The 25,062-nt window shown below is 71.4% G+C and carries 17 protein-coding genes; 9 read left to right on the top strand and 8 right to left on the bottom strand.

The genetic code is table 11. The features are described from left to right. The 4 genes from AC3RX0_RS15340 to eccCa form a co-directional block, all read left to right on the top strand. Window positions 1–203: hypothetical protein (locus AC3RX0_RS15340; RefSeq protein ID WP_491506856.1), on the top strand; the 203-nt coding region annotated here is incomplete at its 5' end. Window positions 204–284: 81 nt separating this feature from the next. Then, complete coding sequence (locus AC3RX0_RS15335; RefSeq protein ID WP_491506855.1) at window positions 285–1,727, top strand: hypothetical protein; 1,443 nt, start codon at window positions 285–287, stop codon at window positions 1,725–1,727. Continuing rightward, window positions 1,724–2,752 (top strand): RDD family protein, encoded by a 1,029-nt coding sequence (locus AC3RX0_RS15330; RefSeq protein ID WP_491506854.1) that lies wholly within the window; start codon window positions 1,724–1,726, stop codon window positions 2,750–2,752. Before AC3RX0_RS15335 ends, AC3RX0_RS15330 begins: the two co-directional genes overlap by 4 nt. Further along, complete coding sequence (eccCa, locus tag AC3RX0_RS15325) at window positions 2,749–6,726, top strand: type VII secretion protein EccCa (RefSeq protein ID WP_491506853.1); 3,978 nt, start codon at window positions 2,749–2,751, stop codon at window positions 6,724–6,726. The genes AC3RX0_RS15330 and eccCa overlap by 4 nt, the downstream gene beginning before the upstream one ends. Before the next feature lie 26 nt (window positions 6,727–6,752). On the opposite strand, the gene AC3RX0_RS15320 is transcribed toward eccCa, so the two are convergent. Continuing rightward, a complete protein-coding gene (locus AC3RX0_RS15320) occupies window positions 6,753–7,631 on the bottom strand; it encodes a LysR family transcriptional regulator (RefSeq protein WP_491506852.1) in 879 nt (292 codons plus the stop codon). Window positions 7,632–7,779: 148 nt separating this feature from the next. Here AC3RX0_RS15320 and AC3RX0_RS15315 point away from each other — a divergent pair, with 148 nt between their 5' ends. After that, entirely contained in the window at window positions 7,780–11,475 is a 3,696-nt protein-coding gene (locus AC3RX0_RS15315) for a proline dehydrogenase family protein (RefSeq protein WP_491506851.1), read from the top strand. Here the strand turns inward: AC3RX0_RS15315 and AC3RX0_RS15310 are convergent. The 7 genes from AC3RX0_RS15310 to AC3RX0_RS15280 all read right to left on the bottom strand — a co-directional run bounded on the left by AC3RX0_RS15310 (window position 11,468) and on the right by AC3RX0_RS15280 (window position 19,741). Then, window positions 11,468–12,487 (bottom strand): N-acetylglucosamine kinase, encoded by a 1,020-nt coding sequence (locus AC3RX0_RS15310; RefSeq protein ID WP_491506850.1) that lies wholly within the window; start codon window positions 12,485–12,487, stop codon window positions 11,468–11,470. The genes AC3RX0_RS15315 and AC3RX0_RS15310 overlap by 8 nt on opposite strands. Next, window positions 12,478–13,734, bottom strand: coding sequence for a 6-phospho-beta-glucosidase (locus AC3RX0_RS15305; protein ID WP_491506849.1), 1,257 nt, complete (start codon window positions 13,732–13,734; stop codon window positions 12,478–12,480). The genes AC3RX0_RS15310 and AC3RX0_RS15305 overlap by 10 nt, the downstream gene beginning before the upstream one ends. Before the next feature lie 4 nt (window positions 13,735–13,738). Next, window positions 13,739–14,632: a carbohydrate ABC transporter permease gene (locus AC3RX0_RS15300; RefSeq protein ID WP_491506848.1), complete on the bottom strand. Its 894-nt coding sequence runs from the start codon at window positions 14,630–14,632 to the stop codon at window positions 13,739–13,741. Further along, window positions 14,629–15,624 (bottom strand): carbohydrate ABC transporter permease, encoded by a 996-nt coding sequence (locus AC3RX0_RS15295; protein ID WP_491506847.1) that lies wholly within the window; start codon window positions 15,622–15,624, stop codon window positions 14,629–14,631. Before AC3RX0_RS15295 ends, AC3RX0_RS15300 begins: the two co-directional genes overlap by 4 nt. Continuing rightward, entirely contained in the window at window positions 15,624–16,970 is a 1,347-nt protein-coding gene (locus AC3RX0_RS15290) for an ABC transporter substrate-binding protein (protein WP_491506846.1), read from the bottom strand. The genes AC3RX0_RS15295 and AC3RX0_RS15290 overlap by 1 nt, the downstream gene beginning before the upstream one ends. 49 nt (window positions 16,971–17,019) lie before the next feature. Further along, window positions 17,020–18,195, bottom strand: coding sequence for an ROK family transcriptional regulator (locus AC3RX0_RS15285; RefSeq protein ID WP_491506845.1), 1,176 nt, complete (start codon window positions 18,193–18,195; stop codon window positions 17,020–17,022). A gap of 115 nt (window positions 18,196–18,310) precedes the next feature. Next, a complete protein-coding gene (locus tag AC3RX0_RS15280; RefSeq protein ID WP_491506844.1) occupies window positions 18,311–19,741 on the bottom strand; it encodes a GH1 family beta-glucosidase in 1,431 nt (476 codons plus the stop codon). A gap of 161 nt (window positions 19,742–19,902) precedes the next feature. Here AC3RX0_RS15280 and AC3RX0_RS15275 point away from each other — a divergent pair, with 161 nt between their 5' ends. The 4 genes from AC3RX0_RS15275 (at window position 19,903) to AC3RX0_RS15260 (ending at window position 25,030) form a co-directional block, all read left to right on the top strand. Then, a complete protein-coding gene (locus AC3RX0_RS15275; protein WP_491506843.1) occupies window positions 19,903–21,213 on the top strand; it encodes an ABC transporter substrate-binding protein in 1,311 nt (436 codons plus the stop codon). Between the two features lie 88 nt (window positions 21,214–21,301). Next, window positions 21,302–22,288 (top strand): carbohydrate ABC transporter permease, encoded by a 987-nt coding sequence (locus AC3RX0_RS15270; RefSeq protein WP_491506842.1) that lies wholly within the window; start codon window positions 21,302–21,304, stop codon window positions 22,286–22,288. Beyond that, the gene (locus tag AC3RX0_RS15265) at window positions 22,281–23,120 is read left to right on the top strand and encodes a carbohydrate ABC transporter permease (RefSeq protein ID WP_491506841.1); all 840 of its coding nucleotides are present in this window, start codon (window positions 22,281–22,283) and stop codon (window positions 23,118–23,120) included. The genes AC3RX0_RS15270 and AC3RX0_RS15265 overlap by 8 nt, the downstream gene beginning before the upstream one ends. Then, a complete protein-coding gene (locus tag AC3RX0_RS15260; RefSeq protein ID WP_491506840.1) occupies window positions 23,117–25,030 on the top strand; it encodes a glycoside hydrolase 5 family protein in 1,914 nt (637 codons plus the stop codon). Before AC3RX0_RS15265 ends, AC3RX0_RS15260 begins: the two co-directional genes overlap by 4 nt. The last annotated feature ends 32 nt before the right edge of the window (window positions 25,031–25,062 follow it).

Here is a 25,062-nt window from a genome sequence, read left to right as displayed (position 1 = left end):
CTGCTCGCGGAGCCGCGGGGTCCGCCGGCTCGGCTGCCGGCGGTCGCGGCGGAATGATGGGTGCCGGCGGCGCAGGCCGGGGCGCGGGCGACCGTGATCGGCAGGAGGGCCGGGGCCTGGGCGGCCCCATCGCTCCGCGCCTCGAGGACGACCAAGAGCGCGGGCCGCGCTCCGAGGCCGCCGGCGCCGGCGGCCGCGACTGAGCGAAGGGCGGCCGGATCCCCGTGCGACCGGCGTCGGCGTCCGGCCGTGGACGCCGACACCGGTGATGGGAGGATAGACGGATGGAACCGGGCGAGACCGCACTCGAGACGGTGACGCGCCGTCGCGTGGTGATCCGCGACGGTTCCGCGAGTCATGCCGTCACCGCCCCCGCCGACATGACGATGGATGCCGTGCTCGCCCGCATCGGGATCGCGCGGGGCCCGATCGGCCTGCGCGATCGCACCGGCGCCGAGGTTGATCCCGCGCGCACCCTGCGCGAATGCGCCGACGGAGATGTCTTCGCGATCGTCGACACTGCTGGAACGGCGGCGCCCCGCCGGCGGCGCCGGACCGATCACCCCGGCGCCCGATCCGGGACGGCCTTCGCCGCGCTGAGCGCGTTCGCGGTCATCATCGCGGCGCTCACACCGGTCGCCGCCCGCATCCCCGCCCCGCTCACGGCGCTGCTGGGCGTCGTGCTCGCCGTCAGCGCCGTCGCCGTCGGGGTCGTCGGCGTGCGGCGGTCCGCAGCCCCCGACCATCGTGAGCCCAACACCCGCACGCCCGACGCCCCCGCCGCGGACGGCGCGGCCGACGCCGCCGCGGACGGCGCGGGTCCGCTCGCAAGCGCGTGCGCACCCCTCGCGCTCGTGTTCGCGGCGGGCCTTCTGATCGCGCCGTCGCTCGCGTGGGGGAGCGCGTACGTCGCCGTCATCTGTGCGCTCAGCGCCGTGGCCGTCCTCGCGGCGACACTCGCGCTGCTGGCGAGGTCCCTGACGGCCTCCGGCGCCCTCGGGGCGATCGCGGGCACCACCGCGCTGCTGGCCGGCGTGTGGCTGCTCGTGCTGATCTCGGGCCTGCCGCCGGTGGCCGCGTGCGCCCTGACCCTCGGACTCGCGCCGCTGGCGCTGCGTATCCTGCCGTCGGTGCTGGTCACCGCCCGGCCCGGCATGTTCATCGACTTCGTGAGGTTCCAGATGCTCCGGTGGAGCGCGCGTCAGCGCGAGCCCGAACCCGCCCAGGCCGTCAGCGCCGCCCAGGCGAAGGCCATGGTGGCCCGGTCCGAGGCGCAGTGGCGGGCCGGCACGGCGGTGGTGTGCCTCGCCGCGGCCGTCAGCACTCCGTTCGCACTGGTCCCGCTGCGCACCGGCGACGTGCTCACGATGGTCGGGCAGATCGTGCTGGCTGTGTGCGCCGCCCTCGCCTTGATGCTGCGCAGCGGCCGCAATCCGCAGGGTCTGCTGCGATGGATGCCAGGAGCGGCGGCCGTCGTCGTGGTCGGCGCTGCCGGCATCGCGCTGCTGGAGGTCGTCGGCCGAGACCTGCTCGGCGTCGTGGCGCTGGTCGTGCTGCTGGCCGCCGTGGTCGTCGCGATCGTGATCGTCCCGATCGGGCGCGGGATGCGGTCGCTGAGCTGGTCGCGGGTCGGCGACGGCATCGACTCGGTGGCCGTGGCGTTCGCGCTGCCGGCGGGACTGATCGTTGCCGGCATCATCGGACTGCTGCGCGGAGTGATGGCATGAGCGAGGGCGTTCCGTCGATGAGTGCGCAGGTCTCGTGTGCCGGCTGCGGCTCGGCGATGCCCGCCGGCGCGACGGCGTGCCCGACCTGCGGAGCCGCGCGGATCCGCCCGGCCGGCGCCGGCGCGCGGATCGCGGCGCTGACCGTGGATGTCGCCGCCGTCGTCATCGTCTCGGCGATCGTGGCGCTTTCGACCCGGTCGATCGCGTTCGCGGTCGTGGCCGGAGTCGATGTCGTGCTCGCCCTGTGGATCCTGCAGGCGCGGACCGGAGCGAGTCTGGGCAATGCCCTGGTGCGGGTGCGCGTCGTCCGCATCGACAAGCCCTGTTCGCCCGGCGGCGGCCGGACGCTGCTGCGCGGCCTGATCAGCGCGGTCGGGCTGTGCGTGCTGGTGGTCGGCGCCTGGCTGCAGGAGCTCACCGGAGCGACCGACCGCAGCGGTCTGCGCCGGTCATGGGCGGACCGGGCGGCCGGCACCGCTGTGCTCGAGGTCCCGCGCACCCCGCACGGCGCCGCCGCGGCACCGTCGGCCCCGGCCAGTGCGCCCTTCGCGCCCGCACCGCCCGCACCGCCCGCGCCGCCCGCACCGGCCGCGCCGATCGTGGCGCCCGCCTCGTTCGCGCCCGCCCCGCGGCCTGCCGTCGCACGCACGGGGGACGCGGCATCCCTCCCCGAGCCGTCCATGACCGTCATGCTCGTCTTCGATACCGGCCAGCGCGAGCTGGTGCCGGTGCCTTCCGCGGTCAACCTCGGCCGCAGCCCGAGCGAAACCCAGAGTGGAGACGTGTTGATCGCCGTCGACGACCCCAGCCGCACCGTGTCGAAGACCCACGCCCGCATCGAGAACACGCTCGACGGCACGTGGGTGACCGAGCTCGGCTCGACGAACGGCTCGGCGTTGCTCGACGAAGACGGCAGCGTGCGCGTGCTGGTCGCCGACCAGCGCACGTTCGTCGAAGACGGCGTGCGCGTGCGCCTGGGCGACCGGGTCATCACGGTCACCCGACTGGCCGGAGCCGAGTCGTGAAGGGCGCATCCCGCCTCGCGCCGCCGCGCAAGCCCACCGACCGCATCGTCGTGCAGCCGCCGCCCGAGCTCGTGCCCAGCGAGGGCGGCTCGGGCCTGCTGACCTCGCTCCTGCCGATGGTCGGCAGCCTCGGTGCGATCGTCATGATCACGATGACCAACGCCGGCCCCACCGGGTTCATCACCGGCGGCATGTTCCTGCTGTCATCGCTGGGGTTCGTCGCCGTGAACGGCTGGCGGCAGCGCTCGCAGCACACCGCGCAGGTGCTGTCGAACCGGCGCGAGTACCTCGCCTACCTTGCCCAGCTGCGCGAGAGCGTGCGCGTGGCCGCGCGCCAGCAGCGGCGGCACGACAACTGGGAGAACCCGGCGCCCTCGACCCTGCCGTTCCTCGTCGAGGAGCGCGCGCGGGTGTGGGAGCGGCGCCCCACCGACGAGCAGTTCCTGCGGGTGCGCGTCGGCACCAGCGACCAGCCGCTGTCGCTGACCCTGTCCGCCCCCGAGCTGCCGCCGCTGGCCCAGCTCGATCCGGTGGCCGCCTCGGCCGCGCACCGGCTCATGCTCACGCACGAGACGCAGCATGATCTGCCGTGCTCGGTCGACCTCGGCGACTACGCCCGCGTCGAGATCACCGGGTCGGACATCGAACGCGTGCGGGCGCTGGCGCGCGCGATGGTCGTGGGGATCGCCGCCCTGCAGGACCCCGACGACGTCGTGATCGCGGTCCTCGCCGGCGAAGGGCAGCTGGTCGAGTGGGAGTGGGCCAAGTGGCTGCCGCACGTGCACTCGCTGCGCGTGCAGGACCGGCTGGGGCCCGCCCGCATGATCAGCCCGTCGCTGGACGCGCTCAAGCAGATGCTGCCGGCGGGGCTGCCCGAACGCGGCCGCTTCGCGCGCGGCGGCACTGCGCCGGCCCCGCACGTCGTGCTCGTCGCCGACGGCGTGGCGCTGCCGGTCGGCGATCCGCTCGTCGGCGTCGAGGGCGTCCAGGGCGTCACCGTCATCGATCTGCCCTCGCGCTGGAGCGAGCTGGACGACGCCGCGACGCTGCGCCTGGCGCTGCCGGCCGATGCCGCGGCGCAGGCCGAGATCCTGGACGTGTCGGACGACACCCGCGTGTTCACGCCGGATGCCGCATCCGCCATCGAAGCGGAGGCCACCGCCCGACGGCTTCTGGCGCTGCGCCCCGAGCCGATCGCCGCGAACGGCGGGTCGGCCGACGCGTCGGTCGGCCAGCGCGAGCTGGTCGAGCTGCTGGGCCTGCCCGACGTGCGCGACGTCGACCTCGACCGGGCTTGGGCGCCGCGCCTGGAGCGCGACCGGCTGCGCGTGCCGATCGGGCAGGACACCACCGGCGACCCGCTGATCCTCGACCTGAAAGAGGCGGCGCAGCAGGGCATGGGCCCGCACGGCGTGCTCATCGGCGCGACCGGATCGGGCAAGTCCGAGGTGCTGCGCACGCTCGTGCTCGCCCTGGCGATGACGCACTCGCCCGAGCAGCTGAACTTCGTGCTCGTCGACTTCAAGGGCGGCGCGACCTTCGCCGGCATGGCCGGCATGCCGCACGTGTCGGCCGTCATCACGAACCTCGGCAGCGAGCTCGCCCTCGTCGACCGGTTCCAGGACGCGCTGCAGGGCGAGGTCGTGCGCCGCCAGGAGCTGCTGCGCGCGAGCGGCAACTTCGCCAACGTCACCGACTACGAGAAGGCGCGCCGCGGCGGACGCACCGACCTCGAGCCGCTGCCGGCGCTGCTGATCGTCGCCGACGAGTTCTCGGAGCTGCTGGCCGCCAAACCCGAGTTCGTCGACAGCTTCATCAACATCGGTCGGGTCGGCCGCTCGCTCGCCGTGCACCTGCTGCTGGCGTCCCAGCGACTCGAAGAGGGAAAGCTGCGGGGCCTGGACACGTACCTGTCGTACCGGATCGGTCTGCGCACGTTCTCGGCCGCCGAGTCGCGCACCGTGCTGGGCGTGCCCGACGCGTACACGCTGCCGCAGGAGCCGGGTGTCGGGTACCTGAAGGCCGGCACCGACGGGCTCGTGCAGTTCCGCGCGGCGTACGTGTCGGGCCGGCCCAAGAGCCGGCGCCCGGTCTCGGCCGGGCCGGACCAGCCACAGGTCTCGATCGCCGACGTCGACGTCTTCACGGCTGCGCCGCAGGAGTTCGACGACGACGTCGAGTCGTCGGCGCCCGCGGTGCACGAATCGCTGCGCCTCGAGAAGCGCTCGACGTTCGAACTGGCGGTGGAGCGCATGGCCGGGCGCGGTCCCGCCGCGCATCAGGTCTGGCTGCCGCCGCTGGCAGAGCCGGCCACCCTCGACCAGCTCATGCCCGACATCGCGGTGGATCCCCAGCTGGGTCTGATCTCGCGCGGGCGGCGGGATGCCGGGGCCCTCACGGTCCCGGTCGGGATCGTCGACGTGCCGCTCGAACAGCGCCGTGAGCAGCTCACGGTGTCGCTGGGCGGCGCCGCCGGTCACGTCGCGATCGTCGGCGCGCCGCTGAGCGGCAAGTCGACCCTCGCGCGGACGCTCGTCTCGGCGCTGGCCCTGACCACGACACCCCTGGAGACGCAGTTCTACGTGCTCGACTTCGGCGGCGGCGCGTTCACCGGACTGCACAAGCACACGCACATCTCGGGTGTGGCCACGCGCACCGACGAGGAGTCGGTGCGCCGGACGGTCGCCGAGATCGAGGCGATCCTCGACGCACGCGAGGCCTATTTCCGGGACCACGGCATCGACTCGATCGACACGTACCGGCAGCGCCGCGCGCAGGGCACCGTCGACGACGGCTACGGCGACGTGTTCCTGGTCGTCGACGGCTGGGCGACGCTGCGCACCGAGTACGAGCCGCTCGAGCTGCGGGTGCAGACCATCGCCGGGCGGGGCCTCGGCTTCGGCATCCACGTCGTGGTCACCGCCAACCGGTGGATGGAGATCCGCGCGAGCCTCAAGGACCTCATCCAGACCCGTCTCGAGCTGCGGCTGGGCGACCCGAGCGACTCCGAGGTCGACCGCAAGCAGGCGCAGAACGTGCCGCGCAACCTGCCCGGCCGGGGCCTGTCCAGCAAGAAGCTGCAGATGCTCGGGGCGCTGCCGCGCATCGACGGCGACGGCAACCCGGCGCACTTGGCCGACGGCGTCGACGACATGATCGCCCGGATGGCCGCTGCCTGGCAGGGGCCGGCCGGACCCAAGCTGCGCCTGCTGCCGCAGCTGATCACGCTCGACGAGACGCGCGCGCAGGCCGTCGGCGCAAACGGCGCCGCGCCGCGCCAGGTCCTGCTCGGCGTCGAAGAGGCCCACCTCGGGCCGTTCGGGATCGACCCGCGCAAGGAGCCCCACGTCTTCCTGTACGGTGACAGCGGCACGGGCAAGTCGTCGTTCCTGCGCGGCATCGTGCAGGAGATCACCCGTCTGCACGCCCCGAACGAGGCGAAGATCTTCGTCGTCGACTTCCGGCGGTCGCTGCTGGGCGAAGTGCCGCAGGAGTACCTGGGCGCCTATCTCACGTCGCACGAGGTCGCCGCGTCCGGCATGCAGGAGCTGGCGGCGTTCTTCTCCGGCCGCATCCCCGGGCCCGACGTCACGCCCGAGCAGCTGCGGCAGCGCAGCTGGTGGTCGGGCGCCGAGGGCTATGTGATCGTGGACGACTACGACCTGGTCGCCACCAGTCAGGGCAACCCGATCGCGGTGCTGCAGCCGCTGCTGGCCCAGGCGTCCGACCTCGGCCTGCACGTCATCCTCACCCGCCGCACCGGCGGGGCCAGCCGCGCGGCCTACGACCCGATCATCCAGCGGTTCACCGACCTCGGCGTCACCGGCATCCTGCTCGGCGGCAACCCCGAAGAGGGCGCGCTCATCGGGCGCGTCAAGCCCGTGCCGTCGGCGCCGGGTCGCGCCCAGGTCGTCAGCCGCAGCCAGGGCACGTTCGCAGCGCAGCTCGTGTACTCGCCGCCGACCGTGCTGTAGCGGGCAGTGATGCAGATGGGGCGCCGTCAGTCGGGGAAGGCCCGGCGCAGCGCGTCGCGCACGTGCACGATGCCGGGGTGGGCCGCCGCCGACCGCCGCGCCGCGGTGAACACCTCGCGGGTGGGCGCCTGCGGCAGGTCGACCAGGCGCGCGCGGGGTGCGGCATCCCCCCACACGAGATCGGGCAGCAGACCGACCGCGTGACCGGCGGCGATCAGCGACACCTGCGCCGTGAGGTCGGCGATCTCGAACCGCACGTCGGGCTCGAAGCCTGCCGCGCGGCACTGGTCGACGGCCCAGCGGCGGGCGGCAGTGCCCCGCGGCTCCATCGCCCAGGGGCGATCGCGCAGGTCGGCCAGGTCCTCGGCCGTCTCGCCCGGCGCCATCGCGAGGCGGATCGGGTCCAGGCCGATGACCTCGCGGTCGAGGTCCGCGCGCTGCTCGCGCGCCGAGCCGGGGTACTGCTCGGCCACGACCAGGTCGAAGCGGCGCGCCGACAGCTCGAACAATCCCTCTTCGGGCGGCACCTCGGCCACTTCGACCCGCAGGTCGGGATCGGTGCGCGCGAGCAGCGACAGCGCGGGCCCCAGGATCGCCTGCGCCGCGGTCTGCATGACCGCCACCCGCACCGGCGCCGCGCTGGGCTGCAGCCGTTCGAGCTCGACGCGCGCCGCCTCGTCGAGCTCGAGCGCGTGCTCGGCGTGCGCGGCCAGCAGCCGTCCCTGCGGCGTGAGGCGCACACCGCGTCCGTCGGGCTCGAACAGCGGCACGCCCGCCTCGCGCTCCAGCAGCGCGAGCTGCTGCGAGATGGTCGACGGGCTGTACGCCAGCGCCTCGGCGACGGCCGCGAGCGTGCCGCGCAGCGCGAGCTCGTGCAGCATGCGCAACCGCCGCAGTTCGAACATCCCGCCCCCGCCCGTTCTTCACAGATCATCGATATGATCGATGGGAATTCATCATAGATGATCGCTTTTCATAATGAGTAGGATGCCGCATCCTTGGACTGTGATCCACGATGCGGTGCAGTCTGGAACCATCCGGACAGGAGTGCACATGACCGAGGCAACCATGCCCCACACCCCCCGGCACGACGCCCCCGAGATCGCCCACGAGGCGATCGCCCTCGCACAGCGATGGGTGGACGAGGCGGCCGCGGCCGACGTCGACCCCGCAGCGCAGAAGCTGGCGGGCGTCCTGCAGGATGCGAACGGCCTGCCCTTCACGATCGGGTTCGTCGACGGCGTGATGCGTCCCGAATCGCTCGCGGCCGCGGCATCCAACCTGCGCCGCGTGGCCCCCCTCGTGCCGCAGTTCCTGCCCTGGTACCTGCGCTGGGCCGTGCGCCTGGGCGGCGCCGTCGCGCCGGTGCTGCCGTACCCGGTCGTGCCGATCGCCCGTCGCGTGCTGCGCGACATGGTCGGCCACCTGATCGTCGACGCCCGGCCCGAGAAGCTGGGCCCCGCGCTGGAGAAGATCCGCGGCGGCGGCCACCGGCTGAACCTCAACCTGCTCGGCGAGGCCGTGCTCGGCGAGACCGAGGCCGGTCGCCGCCTCGAAGGCGTGCACGAGCTGATCCGCCGCCCCGACGTCGACTACGTGTCGGTGAAGGTGTCGGCCGTCGTCAGCCACCTGTCGATGTGGGCGTACGACCAGGTCGTCGAGACCGTCGTCGAGCGGCTCAAGCCCCTGTACCTGACCGCAGCGCAGTCGGGCACCTTCATCAACCTCGACATGGAGGAGTACCGCGACCTCGACCTCACGATCGAGGTGTTCACCCGCATCCTCGACGACCCGGCTCTGCAGGCCATGGAAGCCGGCATCGTGCTGCAGGCCTACCTGCCCGACGCGCCGGCCGCGCTCGACCGGCTGACCACGTGGGCGCAGCGGCGCGTCGCGGGCGGCGGTGCGCGCATCAAGGTGCGCCTGGTCAAGGGCGCGAACCTCGCGATGGAGCACGTCGACGCCGTCATGCACGGCTGGGAGCAGGCGCCCTACCGCAGCAAGCTCGACACCGACGCGAACTACCTGCGGTGCCTGGACGCGGCCCTGCAGCCCGACCGCAGCGCCGCCGTGCGGCTGGGCGTGGCCGGCCACAACCTCTTCGACATCGCGTACGCCTGGCTGCTGGCAGGCGAGCGCGGCGTGCGCGGCGACGTCGAGTTCGAGATGCTGCTGGGCATGGCCCAGGGGCAGGTCGAGGCCGTCTCGCGTGAGGTCGGCCAGGTGCTGCTGTACGTGCCGGTCGTCAAGCCCAAGGAGTTCGACGTGGCGATCAGCTACCTCGTGCGCCGACTGGAAGAGAACGCCTCGACCGACAACTTCCTGTCGGCGGCGTTCGAGCTGCACGACGACGTCTCCCTGTTCGACCGCGAGCGCGATCGCTTCGTCGCCTCGATCGAGCGGGCCATGGACCCCGAACTGCACACCGGCCCTTTCCGCACCCAGGACCGCACCGACGAGATCGCCCCCATCGGCACGCGCGCCGCCGTGCGCCGCATGCGCGAAGAGGAGGCGGTCACCGACGAGGCGCAGACGGCGGTGGATGCCGAGACCGCCGCGCCCGTCACGACGGGCGCGCTGCGCACCAGCGGTGCCGAGCAGGTGTTCGCCGGCGCGCGCTTCACCGAGACGGCCGACTTCGCCCCTCGCGAGTCCGGCACTCGCGCCGTGGGTGCACCGGGCTTCGAGAACACGCCCGACTCCGACCCGGCGCTGCCGGTCAACCGCGCGTGGGCGGGCGAGATCCTCGGCCGCATCGAGACCTCGACCGCGGGCGACGCGACGCTGGCGGCGGCTCGGGTCACCGATGCCGACGTGCTCGAGGGCATCGTCGCCCAGGTGAAGGTCGCGGGCACCGCATGGGGCGCACGCCCCGCCGTCGAGCGCTCGGCCGTGCTGCAGGCCGCCGCGCGGGCGCTCGAGGCGCGCCGCGGCGAACTCATCGAGGTCGCCGGCTCCGAGACCGGCAAGGTGTTCGCCGAGGGCGACATCGAGGTCAGCGAGGCCGTCGACTTCGCGAACTACTACGCTGCGAACGCGCGTGAGCTCGACAGCGTCGCCGGGGCCGTGTTCGTGCCCTCGCAGGTGACCGTCGTCACGCCCCCGTGGAACTTCCCGATCGCGATCCCGACCGGCGGCGTGCTCGCGGCCCTGGCCGCAGGCTCGGGCGTCGTGTTCAAGCCGGCGCCGCAGGCGCGGCGCTGCGCGGCCGTGATCAGCGAGGCGCTGTGGGAGGCCGGCGTCCCCCGCGACGCACTCGCCCTGGTCGACATCGACGAGGGCGGACTCGGCAAGCAGCTGATCACCCATGCGGACGTCGATCGGGTGATCCTCACCGGGTCGTGGGAGACCGCGGCGCTGTTCCGCTCGTGGCGGCCCGACCTGCCCGTGCTGGCCGAGACCAGCGGCAAGAACGCGATGATCATCATGCCGTCCGCAGACCTCGACCTCGCGGCGTCCGACCTCGTCAAGAGCGCGTTCGGGCACGCCGGGCAGAAGTGCTCGGCCGCGTCGCTGGCGATCCTCGTCGGCCCGGTCGCACGCTCCGAGCGCTTCCGCCGGCAGCTGATCGACTCGGTGCGCTCGCTGCGCGTCGGCCCGCCGTCCGACCCGCTGGCCGAGGTCGGCCCGGTCATCGAGAAGCCGCAGGGCAAGCTCGAGTGGGCCCTGACCACCCTCGCCGAGGGCGAGAGCTGGATCGTCGAGCCGAAGCCGCTGGACTTCGGGCCCGCCACCGCCGGCCGCTTCTGGTCGCCGGGCGTGCGCGAGGGCGTGCAGCCGGGCTCGCGGTTCCACCTCGAGGAGTTCTTCGGCCCGGTCATGGGCGTGATCCACGCCCGCAGCCTCGCCGAAGCCATCGAGATCCAGAACGGCGTCGCCTACGGCCTGACCGCCGGGCTCTACACGCAGAATCCGCAGGACCTGCAGACCTGGCTCGACCGTGTCGAGGCCGGCAACGTGTACGTCAACCGCGGCATCACCGGGGCGATCGTGCAGCGCCAGCCGTTCGGTGGATGGAAGCGCTCGTCGGTCGGCGCCGGCACCAAGGCGGGCGGCCCGAACTACCTGATCGGGCTCGGCGCGTGGCGCCCGTCGACGGGCGGCAAGACGTCCAAGACGCTGCACCTGCGAGGGCTCGACAACCGCATCACGGAGGTGATCGAGGCCGCGCAGCCGTCGCTGGACTTCGAGGGCTTCGAATGGCTGCGCCGCGCCGCCCTGTCGGACGCGATCGCCTGGGACCGCGAGTTCGGCCAGGTCAGGGATGTCTCGCACCTCGGCGTCGAGCGCAACCTGTTCCGCTACCGGTCGCTGCCGGTCGCCGTGCGCGCCACCCCCGACGCGACGCTGCACGAAGTGCTGCGCATCGCCCTGGCCGGCATCCGCGCTGGCGGCGCGTTCACGCTGTCACTGGCCTCGGGACTGCCCACCGCAGTGCGCCGCGTGCTCACCGAGCAGGGCGTCGCGGTCTTCGTCGAGACCGACGTGCAGTGGATGGAGCGCATCGGCGTCGCGGGCGAGGCATCCACCCCGCCGCGCGTGCGTCTGGTCGGCCGGCCGGCATCGATGGCCGCGCTGCACGCGGCGCTGGCCGAGGTGGTCAACGGCAACCCCGACCTCGCCGTCTACGACAACGAGGTGACCACCGCCGGGCGCCTCGAGCTGCTGCCGTTCGTGCACGAGCAGGCGATCGCGATCACCGCGCATCGCTTCGGCAACCCCGACGACTGGTCGCAGAACATCATCTGACGACGGGCGCGGGCCGCGCCGGGACGTCGAGCCCGAGTCCGGCTCGCGCCCGCGCGACGGCCGATGCCCCACCCCCGGCCCCGGCGACGGCCAGCATCGCCGCGCCCACGACCGGGGGTGCGGCGATCGCGGCCAGCCGGGCGAGCGGGGCGCGCTCGGCCATGCCCGCCCGGATGCCGGCCATCAGGTGGTCGTCGCCCGAGGCGATCACGCCGCCGCCCAGCACCACCGGCGCGGACGTGTCGAGCAGGTCGAGCCGGCGCAGCGTCGTCACGGCCATCGTCACGATCTCAGCGGCCTGGTGATCGACGATCGATCGGGCCGGGGCGTCGCCGTCGCGCGAGGCCTGCATGACGGTCGGCGCGAGGGTGCGCAGCGCGGATGACGCCAGCACCCCGCGGTGGAGGGCGAGGATCACCTCGTCGACGTCACGCATTCCGAGAGCGGCGGGCACCCGCTCGACCAGGACCGTCGAGGGTCCGCGCCCGTCGACCGCGCGGGCCGCGTGCCACAGTGCCTGCTCGCCCAGCTGCCAGCCGCCGCCCCAGTCGCCCGTGATGGCGCCGAGTGCGCGGAAACGCACGGTGCGCCCGTCGGCGCGCACCCCGATCGCGTTGATGCCCGTGCCGCAGACGACGGCCACGGCATCCGGCTCGTCGGTTCCGGCACGCAGCAGCGCGAACATGTCGTTGTCGACGACGAGGGCCGCGGGCTCGCGGGGGATCCAGGATGCCGCTCCCACCGCGTCGCGGAACGCCTGCACCTCGTCGGGGAGATCGAGGCCCGAGAGGTACGCGTGCACGCGTACCGCGGCATCCGTCCCCGCTTCGGCGAGCACATCCCGCGCCAGCGCCGAGACCAGCTGCACGGCGGCGTCGAGGCCCAGCAGCTGGGGGCTGGATCCTGCCGCCCGGCCCCGCGCCAGCACCCGGCCGTCCCGGGTGAGCGCCGCGGCGTCCGTCTTGCTCCCGCCCCCGTCGAGGGCGAGGATCACCGGCCCGTTCACGCCCACGTCAGATGCTCGTGGTTCGCGGCCAGGAGCAGGTCCGTGAGCTTCTCGGCCCGGTCGTACTGCTGCACGAGCGGGTGGGCGAGCATCGCCCGCAGCACACGGTCCCGTCCGCCGTGGACCGCGGCGTCCAGCGCGAGCCGCTCGTACGCCGCGACATGCGCGATGAGTCCGGTCAGGTCGTCCGGCAGAGGCTCGACCGGAAGGGCGGTGAGGCCGGAGGCCCCGACCGTGGCCGGCACCTCGATCACGTGGTCGTCCGGCAGGAACGGCAGGGTTGCGTCGTTGCGCACGTTCACGACCTGCACGTCGCCGCGGCTGGTGCGCAGCGACGCCATCAGGTCGATGGCCGCCTCGGAGTAGAACGCACCGCCCCGGCGCGACAGCGCTTCGGGCTTGGTGTTCTCGGCGGGGTCTGCGTAGACGGCGAGCAGATCGCGTTCGACCTGCTGCACGACCTCGGCACGGGTCGGGGCGTCCCGCTGCTCGCGCAGCACCTCGTCATGCGCGTAGTAGTAGCGCAGGTAGTACGAGGGCAGCATGCCGAGCAGGTCGATCAGCGATGCCGGCAGCTCGACCTCGTCGGCGAGTTCTTCGCGATGCGCGGTGAGCAGGTCGGGCAGCGCGTCGCGCCCGTCGACGAGGACGTGACGCTCCCACGTGAGGTGGTTCAGCCCGACGTGGCCCAGCTGCACGCGTTCGGGCGCGACGTCCAGCATGCGCGCGAACCGGCGCTGGAATCCGATCGCGACGTTGCACAGGCCGACGGCGTGGTGCCCCTCCTGCAGCAGGGCCCGCGTGACGATGCCGACCGGGTTGGTGAAGTCGATGATCCACGCATCGGGCTTGGCGTGGCGGCGCACCGCGTCGGCGACGCGCAGCACCACCGGCACGGTGCGCAGGGCCTTCGCGAAGCCGCCGGGGCCGGTGGTCTCCTGTCCGATGCAGCCGCAGTCGTGGGGCCACGTCTCATCGTGGCGCCGGGCATCCTGACCGCCCACGCGCAGCTGGATGAGCACGGTGTCGGCGTCCGAGACACCCGCGACCAGGTCGTCGGTGGTGACGATGCGGCCCGGATGGCCGGCGGCGCGCCACATGCGCTCGCTCATGCCGCCCACCAGTCGCAGACGGTCGGGGTCGGGGTCGACGAGCCACAGCTCGTCCACGGGCAGAGCGTCGCGCATCCGCGCGAACCCGTCCACCAGCTCGGGCGTATAGGTGGATCCGCCACCGACGACGGCGAGTTTCATTCGGTCATCCCTTAACTCCGGTGAGGGTCACGCCCTCGACGAACGCGCGTTGCGCGAAGAAGAACACGATCACGACCGGCACCGTGATGATGAGGGTCATCGCCATCGTGATGCCCCAATCCGTGCCATGCGCACCGCGGAACGTCGCCAGGCCGTACGCGACCGGCCATGCGGCGTTGTTCTCGGACGTGTACAGCAGCGGACCGAAGTAGTCGTTCCAGGAATGGAAGAACAGGAAGATGCCGGCGGCCGCGATGCCGGGCCGGCCCATCGGGATGATCACGCGCCACAGCACGCCGAACTCGCCGGCGCCGTCGATCCGGGCGGCATCGGCGTACTCGGACGGGATCGTGAGGAAGAACTGGCGCAGCAGGAAGATGCTGAACGCGTCGCCGAGCAGGTTCGGCAGGATCAGCGGCCACAGCGTCCCGGTCAGCCCCAGCTGCGCCCACATGACGTACAGCGGCACGATCGTCACCTGCGGCGGCAGCAGCATCGCCACCACGACCGCCAGGAACAGGGCGTTCGATCCGCGGAACCGGATCTTCGCGAGGGCGTACGCAGCCGGTACCGACGAGATCAGCATGAAGGCCGTCGCCAGCACCGCATACAGCAGCGAGTTGCCGAACCACAGTGCCAGCGGCGCGTCGGTGAACGCGCGCACGTAGTTCGAGCCGGTGAACGGCGCCGGCCACAGCGCGCCGGTGAGGGTCTGCGTGCCCGTCATGAGCGAGGTCAGCAGCACGAACGCCACCGGGAACAGGAACAGCACGGCCAGCCCGACCAGCAGTGCATGCTCGCCGATCCACAGCAGCAGGCCGCCGCCCCGCTGGTGCGCCCGCCGTCGTGCCGGCGGGGCTGCGGCCGGCAGCACGGCCGCGGCATCCGTCGTCGTCATCGTGCGCCCTCCGGGGTGAACGCCTTGAACCGGCTCATGAGCAGCGCCAGCATGATGCCGGCGATCACGAACAGCACGACGGCGAGCGCCGCGGCGTAGCCGAGCTGGTAGTTGCTGAAGCCGCGCACGTACAGCCATAGGGTGTACGTCAGCAGCGAGTTCTCGGGGTAGCCCATCGCGCTCCCGGTGCCGCCGCCGACGGTGGCCTTGCCGCTGGCGACGGTGGATGCCACGGCCGCCTCGGTGAAGTACTGCAGAGCTGCGATCACACCCGTGATGACCGCGAACAGCAGGACCGGCGACAGCGTCGGCAGGGTCACGTACCGCACCTTCTGCAGTCCGTTCGCGCCGTCCAGCGACGCCGCTTCGTACTGCTCGGCGGGCACGTCCAGCAGCGATGCCAGGAAGATGATCATGATGTCGCCCATGACCCACACGCCCAGCACGACCAGCGAGGGCTTCGCCCACGACGGATCGTTGAACCACAGCGGACCGGTGATGCCGAACTGCTTGAGGATCAGGTTGACCGTGCCCGAGCCGGGGTTGAACAGGAACACGAACGCGACGACGGATGCCACCGGCGGCACGAGCGAGGGCAGGTAGAACAGGGTGCGCCAGAAGCCCGACGCATGCCTCGCGCGCGCGAGCAGCCCCGCGACGCCGAGCGCGGTGACGATGCGGATCGGCACCAGGAACACGACGAACCAGAGCGTGTTCAGCGCCGCCGTGAGCACGAACGGGTCCTGCGTGAACAGGTAGACGTAGTTGCGCAGCCCGATCCACTCCGGCGGCGAGACGAGGTTGAACCGGGTCATCGAGTAGAACACGTTCGCCACCAGCGGGTAGACGAAGAAGATCAGGATGCCCAGGATCGTCGGCCCCGTGAACGCGAGGACGATCAGTGCCCGGCCTCGCCGCGGACGGCGCCGCCGGGGTGCCGGACGGGCGGCCGTGGCCGCCCGTCCGGGGGCCGGCGCTGTCTCGACCGACATCACGGTCCCGTCGAGAGGGCGACCTGGTCGTCGATCTGCTTGTCGACCTGCGTCAGGCCGGCGGCGAGGTCGCCGCCCTTGCCGGACTGGTACTTCGTCCAGAAGTCGTTGAACGTCGTCTGGTAGCCGGCGCCCACGGGGCTGGGCGGGGTCGTGTCGGAGTGCGGGTCGGCCATGACGTCCAGGAACGTCTGGAACTGCGGCGGCAGACTCAGCTCGGGGGAGGAGAGCGCGCTCTTGGTCGTGGGCACGTTGCCCAGACCGTTCGCGAGCTTCACGACCGCGTCGGTGTCGGTGGTGAGATACTTCAGCAGCGCCCAGGCGAGCTCCGGGTGCGTCGAACCCTTGCCGATGCCGGCGATGTTGCCGCTGATGTACCCGCCGCCGTACAGATCGGCGTGGTCGTCGGCGGCCGGGAACGGAGCCGTGCCGTAGTTCAGATCGGGCTTCTGGTCCTTGATGAACGCGGTGCGCCATTCGCCGTCGAGGTTCATCGCGACCTGACCGGTGTGGAAGGCGTTGTCGGCCGAGAACTCCTGGCCGAGCCCGGCGCTGAACGCCTGCAGCTTGGCGTAGCCGATCTTGTCGACGAACGCCTTCTGCCACTGGATGAGCGCCGTCCAGCCCGGCGACGAGGCGATCGCAGCCTTCCCCTTGTCGTCGAACCACTTGCCGCCGGCGGCCGGTCCCAGACGTGCGGGCGTGTTCTCGTTCCAGCCCATCAGGGGGTTGAAGCCGAGGGTCTTGATCGAGCCGTCGGCGTTGTACGTCGTCATCTTCAGCGCCATCGTCTCGAGCTCGGAGAGCGTCTTGGGCGGCGCGGTGTACCCGTACTTCTGCAGGATGTCCTTGTTGTAGTACAGGCCGTAGACGTCGGCGAGCATCGGCATGGCGCAGCGCTTGCCGTCGAACTCGGTGTACGACCGGGTGATCGGCGTGATGTCGTCGAGGTTCACCTTGTCGCGGGCGATGTACGGCTTCAGGTCGATGAACGCCCCGGACGAGCAGAACGTGCCGACGATGTCGGTCGAGTACGAGATGCCGACGTCGACGTTCTGCCCGGCGGCGATGGCCTTGGTGAGCTTCTCGTCGTCCTGCCCGGAGTGCACCTGCACCGTGACGTCGGGGTACTTCTTCTCGAAGTCGTCGACGACGGACTGGATGACGCCCGCCTCACGATCGGTGAAGAAGTGCCACAGCGACACGGTTCCCTTCAGATGCGTCGGGGCGGCCGAGGCGACGTTGCCTGCGTCCGAGCTCGAGCCGGGGCCCGAGCATCCTGCCAATGCGATGGCCCCTGCCACCGCCATGGTGGCTGCGGCGGCCAGCCGCTTCGTGATGATCACGTGGTGACCTCTTTTCTGTTCCAGGGGGTGGGTACTGCGTCGATGGGTCTCAGTCGGCGAGACGGTCGAAGAGCGTGGTCCGCAGCGTCGTCAGCAGCTGCGCGCGCGCTCCGGTGAGCACCGGATGCAGCGGCACGTCGCTCGTGGCGATGTCGGGGGTCCACGCCGTGGTGCTGCGGATCTGCTCGGCGACGGCGGCGGCGAGGGCCGCCCCGACGGCGTGGCCGGTCTCGCCGCCGAGGATCACCCGCTCGGGGTCGAGCACGGCGAGCACCGGGATGACCCCGAGCGCCACGCGCGGGGCGAGCGCGGCGACCACCTCCCGGCGGACGGCGGCGTCGTCCTCGATCGCACGGATCGCGGTGGCGTAGTCGGATGCCGCAGCTCCCGCGCGGCGGACGAGCTCGACGAACGCGGGCCCGCCGATGAGGTCCTGCAGTTCGGCGGCGTCGGGGTCGAGGGCTGCCGCGGCACGGGGGACGGGCAGGTACCCGATCTCACCGGCGCCGCCGGTCGTGCCGCGCTGAAGGGACCCGCCCTGATCGATGGCCAGGCCCAGGCCCTCGCCGAGCCACAGCAGGGCGAAGCCGCCCGCCCCCTGTCCGGCGCCGACGGATCTCTCGGCGATCGCTGCGAGGTTGACGTCGTTCTCGATCTCGACCGAGATCCCGAGCTGCTCTTCGATGCTGCGTCGCACAGCCGTGCGCGGCCACGCCCCGAGGGTGTCGGCGAAGCGCAGTTCGTCGGTGCGGGGGTCGACCGATCCCTGCACGCCCACAGACACCGCGTCGATGCGGTCGAGCTCGAAGCCGGCGGCCCGGCACGCGTGTTCGATGCCGGCGCGGACGTCGTCGACGGGAGTCCGATCGCCCGCCGTGACCGGCGTCTCGGCCAGCGGGTAGGAGGCTCCGGTCACGTCGACCACGGTGGATCGGATGCTGCGGGCGTCGATGTCGATCGCGACGCCCAGCGACTGATCGGTGCGCACCGTGTAGGTGGCCGCGTTCGGGCCGCGACCGCCGGAGATCTCGCCGGACGCGGTGATGAGGTCGACGGCTTCGAGCCGCTGCACCATCTGCGATGCCGTCGGCTTGGACAGACCGGTCAGCTCGCCGAGCTGATTGCGGGTGAGTGCGCCGTGGTCGAGCAGCAGCTGCAAGGCTGCGCGATCGTTGTGCGCCCGCAACCATGCGGGTGTTCCCGGAACCGTCCTCGTACGGGCCATCGCGTTCCCTTCGTCGGAAGCGTGTCCTGAATATAACAGGAAAGTTTCCTAACAACAAGGGATCGCGCTCCGCCGACGTCCGACCGCATCCGATCGGACGTCGGATCCCCCCGGCTCAGCCCTCGAGCACGTGGGTCCGGGCGAGCTGCGCGTACCAGTGCGCGCTGTCTTTCGGGGTGCGATCGAGGGTGTCGAAGTCGACGCGCACGAGGCCGAAGCGCTTCTCGTACCCGTACGCCCACTCGAAGTTGTCAAGCAGCGACCAGGCGAAATAGCCCCGCACGTCGGCGCCGTCGGCGATCGCCTGGCGTACGACGTCCAGGTGCCGCCGCAGGTAGTCGACGCGGTCGGGGTCGTGCACGCTGCGGGTGCCGTCCGACCCGGTCACGGCGTCGGCGAACGCCGCACCGTTCTCGGTCACCAGCAGCGACTGCCGCGGGTGCTCGCGGTGCATGCGCATGAGCAGGTCGTACAGGCCGCTCGGGTCGATGTTCCAGCCCATCTCGGTGTAGGGCCCCGGCTGGGTCAGAAACTGCACCGACTCGGCCCCCGGCCACGGCGAGACGCTCGACGGGTTGTGCCCGGCGGAGTGGTTGGTGCCGGCGGTCCCGTCGCTGCGGCGCACCCGGCTGGTGGAGTAGTAGTTGATGCCGATCGCGTCCAGCGGCTGGAAGATGTCGGCCAGGTCGCCGTCGTGGACGAACGACCAGTCGGTGAGGGATGCCGTGTCGGCCAGAAGATCGTCGGGATAGGCGCCCGACAGCATCGGACCGGTGAACACCCGGTTGCCGACGGCGTCGATCCGCCGTGCCGCGTCGACATCGCCGGGATCGCCCTCGCGGTCGGGGCGGACGACGTGCAGGTTCAGCGACACGGCGGTCTGCGCGTCGCCGATCCGGCCGCGCAGCGCCTGCAGGCCGAGGCCGTGGGCGAGGTTCAGGTGGTGGGCGGCGCGCAGGGCGGCGACGGGGTCGGTGACCCCGGGCGCATGCACACCCGACGCGTACCCCAGGAACGCCGAGCACCAGGGCTCGTTCAGGGTCGTCCACACCTCGACGCGGTCGCCGAGCACGTCGGCGACGATTGCGGCGTAGTCGGCGAACGCGGACGCGGTGTCGCGCTGCGTCCACCCGCCCACATCCTGCAGGGCCTGGGGCAGGTCCCAGTGGTAGAGCGTGGCGACGGGACGGATGCCGCGCCCCCGCAGCCCGTCGACCAGGCGCTCGTAGAAGTCGAGCCCTGGCCGCACGGCCGGCCCGCGGCCGGTCGGCTGGATGCGCGGCCAGGCGATCGAGAACCGGTAGGCGTCCATGCCCAGCGACGCCATCAGATCGAGGTCGGCGTCGAGTCGGTGGTAGTGGTCGCAGGCGACATCGCCGGTGTCGCCGTGGGCGACTTTGCCGGGGGTGTGGCTGAACGTGTCCCAGATCGACGGGCCGCGTCCGTCCTCGTGCACGGCGCCCTCGATCTGGTACGACGCAGTGGCCGTGCCGAAGAGGAATCCAGTGGGGAACCGCCCGCGATCCGCCTGCGATGGAGTGGTCATGTCCGCCTCGCCGTCCTTCGAATCCAAATCGTGATGGTGTTTACCTAACCGGTTAAGTTAGACTACCGCCCAGATCCTCCTCAAGGAAGCGGCCACCGTCCGGTTACCGCGCCGAGGCGGTGGCGGCCGCGGGCCGGCCGTACAAGACGAAGGAGTCAGGGGTGGAAGCGAAGAAGAAGGCGATCGCGGCGACGGTCGCTGCGGCGACGATGTCCCTGCTGCTGGCGGGGTGCTCCGGCGGTGGCGGCGGGTCCGGCAGCAACAGCGGCACGACGCTCACCTACTGGGCCAGCAATCAGGGCTCCAGCCTGCAGAACGACAAAGAGGTGCTCACGCCGATCCTGCAGACGTTCACCAAGCAGACCGGCATCAAGGTCGACCTGCAGGTGATCGGGTGGAACGATCTGCAGACGAAGATCCAGACCGCCATCACGAGCGGACAGGGCCCCGACGTCGTCAACATCGGCAACACGTGGGGCACGTCCTTCCAGTCGACGGGCGCGTTCGTCCCGTTCGACTCGAAGAACGCGGCCGCCATCGGCGGGCTCGACCGCTTCGTCAAGACGGCGCTGGACGCGGGCGGCGCTCCGGGCAAGACGCCGACCTCGGTGCCGCTGTACGGCCTGGCCTACGGCCTGTACTACAACAAGGCGCTGTTCCAGAAGGCGAACCTGCAGCCGCCGACGACATGGGAGGACTTCGTCGCCGACGCGAAGAAGCTCACCCACGGCAGCCAGTGGGGGCTGACGCTGGCCGCGGCCAGTTACACGGAGAACATCCACTTCGCGTTCTTGACCGCAGCCCAGAACGGCGGCGCGTTCTACGACTCCAGCGGCAAGCCCACGTTCGACACCCCCGAGAACGTCGCGGGGCTGCAGCGGTACCTGGCGCTCATGCAGACCGACAAGGTCGTGAATCCCTCGAACGCGCAGTACGACAGCGACGCGCAGCCGTCGAGCGACTTCGCCTCGGGCAAGGCGGCCATGTTCCTCAGCCAGAACAACGCCGACACGACTCTGAAGGCCGACGGGATGAAGGTCGGCGACTGGGGTGTGGTGGCGCTGCCGGCGCCGGCGGCCGCGAAGGCGCAGATCTCGACGTTCCCCGCGGGCATCAACCTTTCGGTGTTCAAGTACACGAAGCACCTGCCGCAGGCGCTGGACTTCGTCAAATACATGACGAGCTCGGCCGTGCAGTCCGAACTGGCCGTGCCGTACTCGGTGCTGCCGGTGCTGCAGGGCGCCAAGGCCGACTTCACGACCGACGCCGCCGAGGCCAAGGCCTTCATGGACGCGTATCAGAACCACTCCAAGCCGCTGCCGCAGGTGGCCAGCGAGGCCGACTTCGAGAGCACGATCGGCAAGGGCCTGAGCACGCTGTTCGCGCAGATCGCGACCGGCAAGACGGTCTCGAACACCGACATCTCCTCGATGCTGAACACCGCCCAGCAGCAGGTCGAAGCCGCCGGCTGATCGCTCGACGACCGCGCGCAGGCGGGTACGGGCCACCCCTTCGGGCGAGCGCCGTACCCGGCTGCGGGCGACAGGGAGGAGGCGCGGAATGTCCGCGAACGCACCCGTCCGGACCGCGAGCGGTCCGGCCACCGGCTCGCCGAAGACGGTGCCCAGGCCCCGCCGCGGCAGACGCGTGCGCTGGTGGCTGCCGTACGTCCTGCTGGTGCCGGCCATCGTGTTCGAGCTGCTCGTGCACCTCATCCCGATGGTCACCGGCATCTGGATCAGCCTCATCAAGCTGACCCAGCAGTACCTGCGCAACTGGAGCGAGGCGCCGTTCCTGGGGTTGGGCAACTACCGGGTCATCGTCGACGTGAACGGGGTCGTCGGGCAGGCCCTGCTGCACTCGTTCCTCATCACGTGCGCATTCACCGTGCTGGTGGTGGGCATCTCGTGGATCGCAGGCATGTCGGCCGCCGTCGCCCTGCAGCAGCGGTTCCCCGGCCGCGGCATCTTCCGAACCCTGTTCCTGATCCCGTACGCGATCCCCATCTACGCCGGCGTCATCGCCTGGAAGTTCATGTTCCAGAAAGACACCGGCGCGCTGAATCATCTGCTGTTCGACGATCTGCACCTGCCTGGCGACAAGCCGTTCTGGCTCATCGGCGGCAACGCGTTCTGGGCGCTGGTGATCGTGGCGATCTGGCGGCTGTGGCCGTTCGCATTCCTCATGCTGATGGCGGGGCTGCAGTCCGTGCCCGAGGACCTGTACGAGGCGTCCGCGGTCGATGGGGCCAAGCCCTTCCGGCAGTGGCGGTCGATCACGCTCCCGATGCTGCGGCCGGTGAACGTCGTGCTGGTCCTGGTGATGTTCCTGTGGACGTTCAACGACTTCAACACGCCGTTCGTGCTGTTCGGCCAGACCGCCCAGCCACCCGCGGGCGACCTGATCTCGTTCCACATCTACAACGCGTCGTTCCTCACGTTCAACTTCGGCTACGGCTCGGCGATGTCGGTGCTGCTGCTGGTGTTCCTGCTGATCGTGACGATCGCGTATCTGCTGTTCGTGAACCGGAGGTCCAAGCGTGCGTGAGACGAAAGGGACGCGGGTCTTCCGCGTCGTCACGATCGTCATCCTGAGCCTGTTCACCCTCTTTCCGATCTGGGTGATGATCACCTCGTCGATCAAGCCGCTGGGCGAAGTGCTGAACAGCTTCACGTGGTGGCCCGAACACATCACGATCGAGCCGTACATCCAGATGTGGCAGACCGTGCCGCTGGGCGACTACTTCGTCAACAGCCTCATCGTGTGCAGCATCGCCACCGTCATCAGCCTGGTGATCGCGGTGTTCGCCGCCTATGCGGTCTCGCGCTGGCGCTTCCACGGCCGCAGCGTCTTCACCACGACCGTGCTGTCCACGCAGATGTTCCCCGGCATCCTGTTCCTGCTGCCGCTGTTCCTCATCTTCATCAATGTCACCCAGGCCACCGGCATCCCCCTCATCGGCACCCGGCTGGGACTGGTGATCACCTACCTCACCTTCTCGCTGCCGTTCTCGATCTGGATGCTCGCCGGCTACTTCGACGGCATCCCGCACGACCTCGACGAGGCCGCGAAGGTCGACGGCACCGGCGCGATGGGGGCGCTGTGGCACGTGCTGCTGCCGGCGGCCCGGCCGGGCCTGGTCGCGGTGGGCATCTACTGCTTCATGACCAGCTGGGGCGAGCTGCTGTTCGCGTCGGTGCTGACCAACGGGTCGACCCAGACGCTCGCGATCGGGCTGCAGCAGTACTCCACGCAGGTGAACGTGTACTGGAACCAGATCATGGCCGCCTCGCTCGTCGTGAGCGTTCCCGTGGTGGTCGCCTTCCTCCTGCTGCAGCGCAGCTTCGTGGCAGGCCTGACGGCGGGCGCGGTGAAATGACGGATGCCGCGACCGGGCCGCTGCCGGTCTGGCTCGGCGCGAACTTCTGGTCGCGCGCGGGCGGGCCGCGCATGTGGACGAAGCGCTACGACCCGGTCGTCGTGCGCGAAGAGCTGGCGGTGCTGGCCGCGCACGGCCTGAACGTCACGCGCTCGTTCTTCTTCTGGCCGGACTTCCATCCTGAGCCCGATCGACTCGACGGGGACTGCATCGCGCGGTTCGCCGACTTCCTGGACGCGCACGTCGAGGCCGGGATGACGACCATCCCGACGTTCATCGTCGGGCACATGTCGGGCGAGAACTGGGACCCGGTCTGGCGCGGCGGGCGGGACCTGTACCGTGACGTCTGGTTCGTCGCGCGGCAGGCGTGGTATGTGCGGGAGCTGACCGCCCGGTTCCATCGGCACCCGGCCGTGGCGGGTTGGCTGCTGAGCAACGAGGTGCCGATCTACGGCGGCGAGGCGCCGCACGAGGCCGTGACCGCCTGGGCGCAGCTGCTCGTCGACGCGATCCGTGCGGCGGGCGCCACCCAGCCGGTCTCGACCGGCGACGGCGCGTGGGGCATCGAGACGACCGGGCACGACAACGGGTTCCGGCTGCGCGAGCTCGCGCGGCTGTCGCAGTTCACCGGCCCCCACGTGTACCGGATGGAGAGCGACCAGGTGCGCCAGAACCTGAAGTCGGCGTGGGTCGCGCAGCTGTGCCGCATCGCGGGCCTGCCGGTGGTGCTCGAGGAGTTCGGGGTCACCGACGCGTACACGTCGCCGGAGGGCGCGGCCGACTACTACCGCCAGCAGCTGTACAACACGCTGACGGCGGGGGCCGCCGGCTGGATCGCGTGGAACAACACCGACTTCGACGACCTCGTCGCGGAGCGGCCGTACTCGCACCACCCGTTCGAGATGCATTTCGGCATCACCGATGCCACGGGTGCGCCCAAGCCCGCGCTGCGGGAGCTCGCGCGCTTCGCCGCAGACCTGAAGGCGATGGATGCCGCGGGCCTGCGTCCGTCGCACGCCGACGCCGCGATCGTGCTCGCGTCGCACCTCGCCGACGGGTATCCGTTCACGCAGCAGACCGAGGCCGAGCACATCGTCGCGGTCGGCGAGCAGGCCTACGCGGCCGCGCGCGAAGCGCACGTGCCGGTCGTCGCCCTGCGGGAGCGCGCCGACGGGGGCGTGGCATCCGGCCGCCGGCTGTACCTGGTGCCGTCGGTCAAGCAGCTGTGCGGCCCGACGTGGCGGCAGTTGCGGGTCCTCGCCGAAGACGGAGCGGTCGTCTACGCGTCGTACTGCGCCGGCGAGACCGCGGGGCAGCGCGGGCCGTGGTGGGCGTTCACCGAAGAGCTGTTCGGCGTGCAGGTCGGCACGGCCTACGGGCTCGTGGAGCCGATCGTCGACGACGTCGTCACGATCGAGATGACCGCCGACCTCGGCGCGCTGCACATCGGGGACCGCCTGCACGTGCGTGCGGCGGGCACGGCCGACGCCCGCGCGTTCCTGCCGGTGACGGTCACCGCAGGCGACGTGCTCGCCGTCGACGCACACGGCCGGCCGGCGCTGATCGGCCGCCGCCACGGCGACGGGTACGCGGTGCTGTGCACGTACCCGCTGGAGTACCTGGCCGCCCGCAGCGCCCGCGTGAATCCCGAGGACACGTGGCGGCTGTACGACGCGCTCGCCGAGCGGGCGGGCGTGCGGCGCCCGGTCTCGGTCGACGACCCCGGGGTGTTCGTGGACACGCTCGAGCACGCCGACGGACGGGTCTTCGCGGTGTTCTCGAGCCAGCACCCGCAGGAGTGCACGGTGACTCCGACGGTTGTCGGAAGGACACTGTACGACCTGGAGGGCGCCGGCGGCGACGTCGTGGCGCTGGGGCGATACGGCACGGCGGTGCGACAGATCCGCTGACGTGCCCGGATCGTGGGCGCCGGCGTGCAAGA

It is taken from the genome of Microbacterium sp. W1-4-2, from assembly GCF_058349885.2.
Note: the sequence above shows the minus strand (reverse complement) of the source record. Positions and strands in the feature narration are given on the sequence as shown.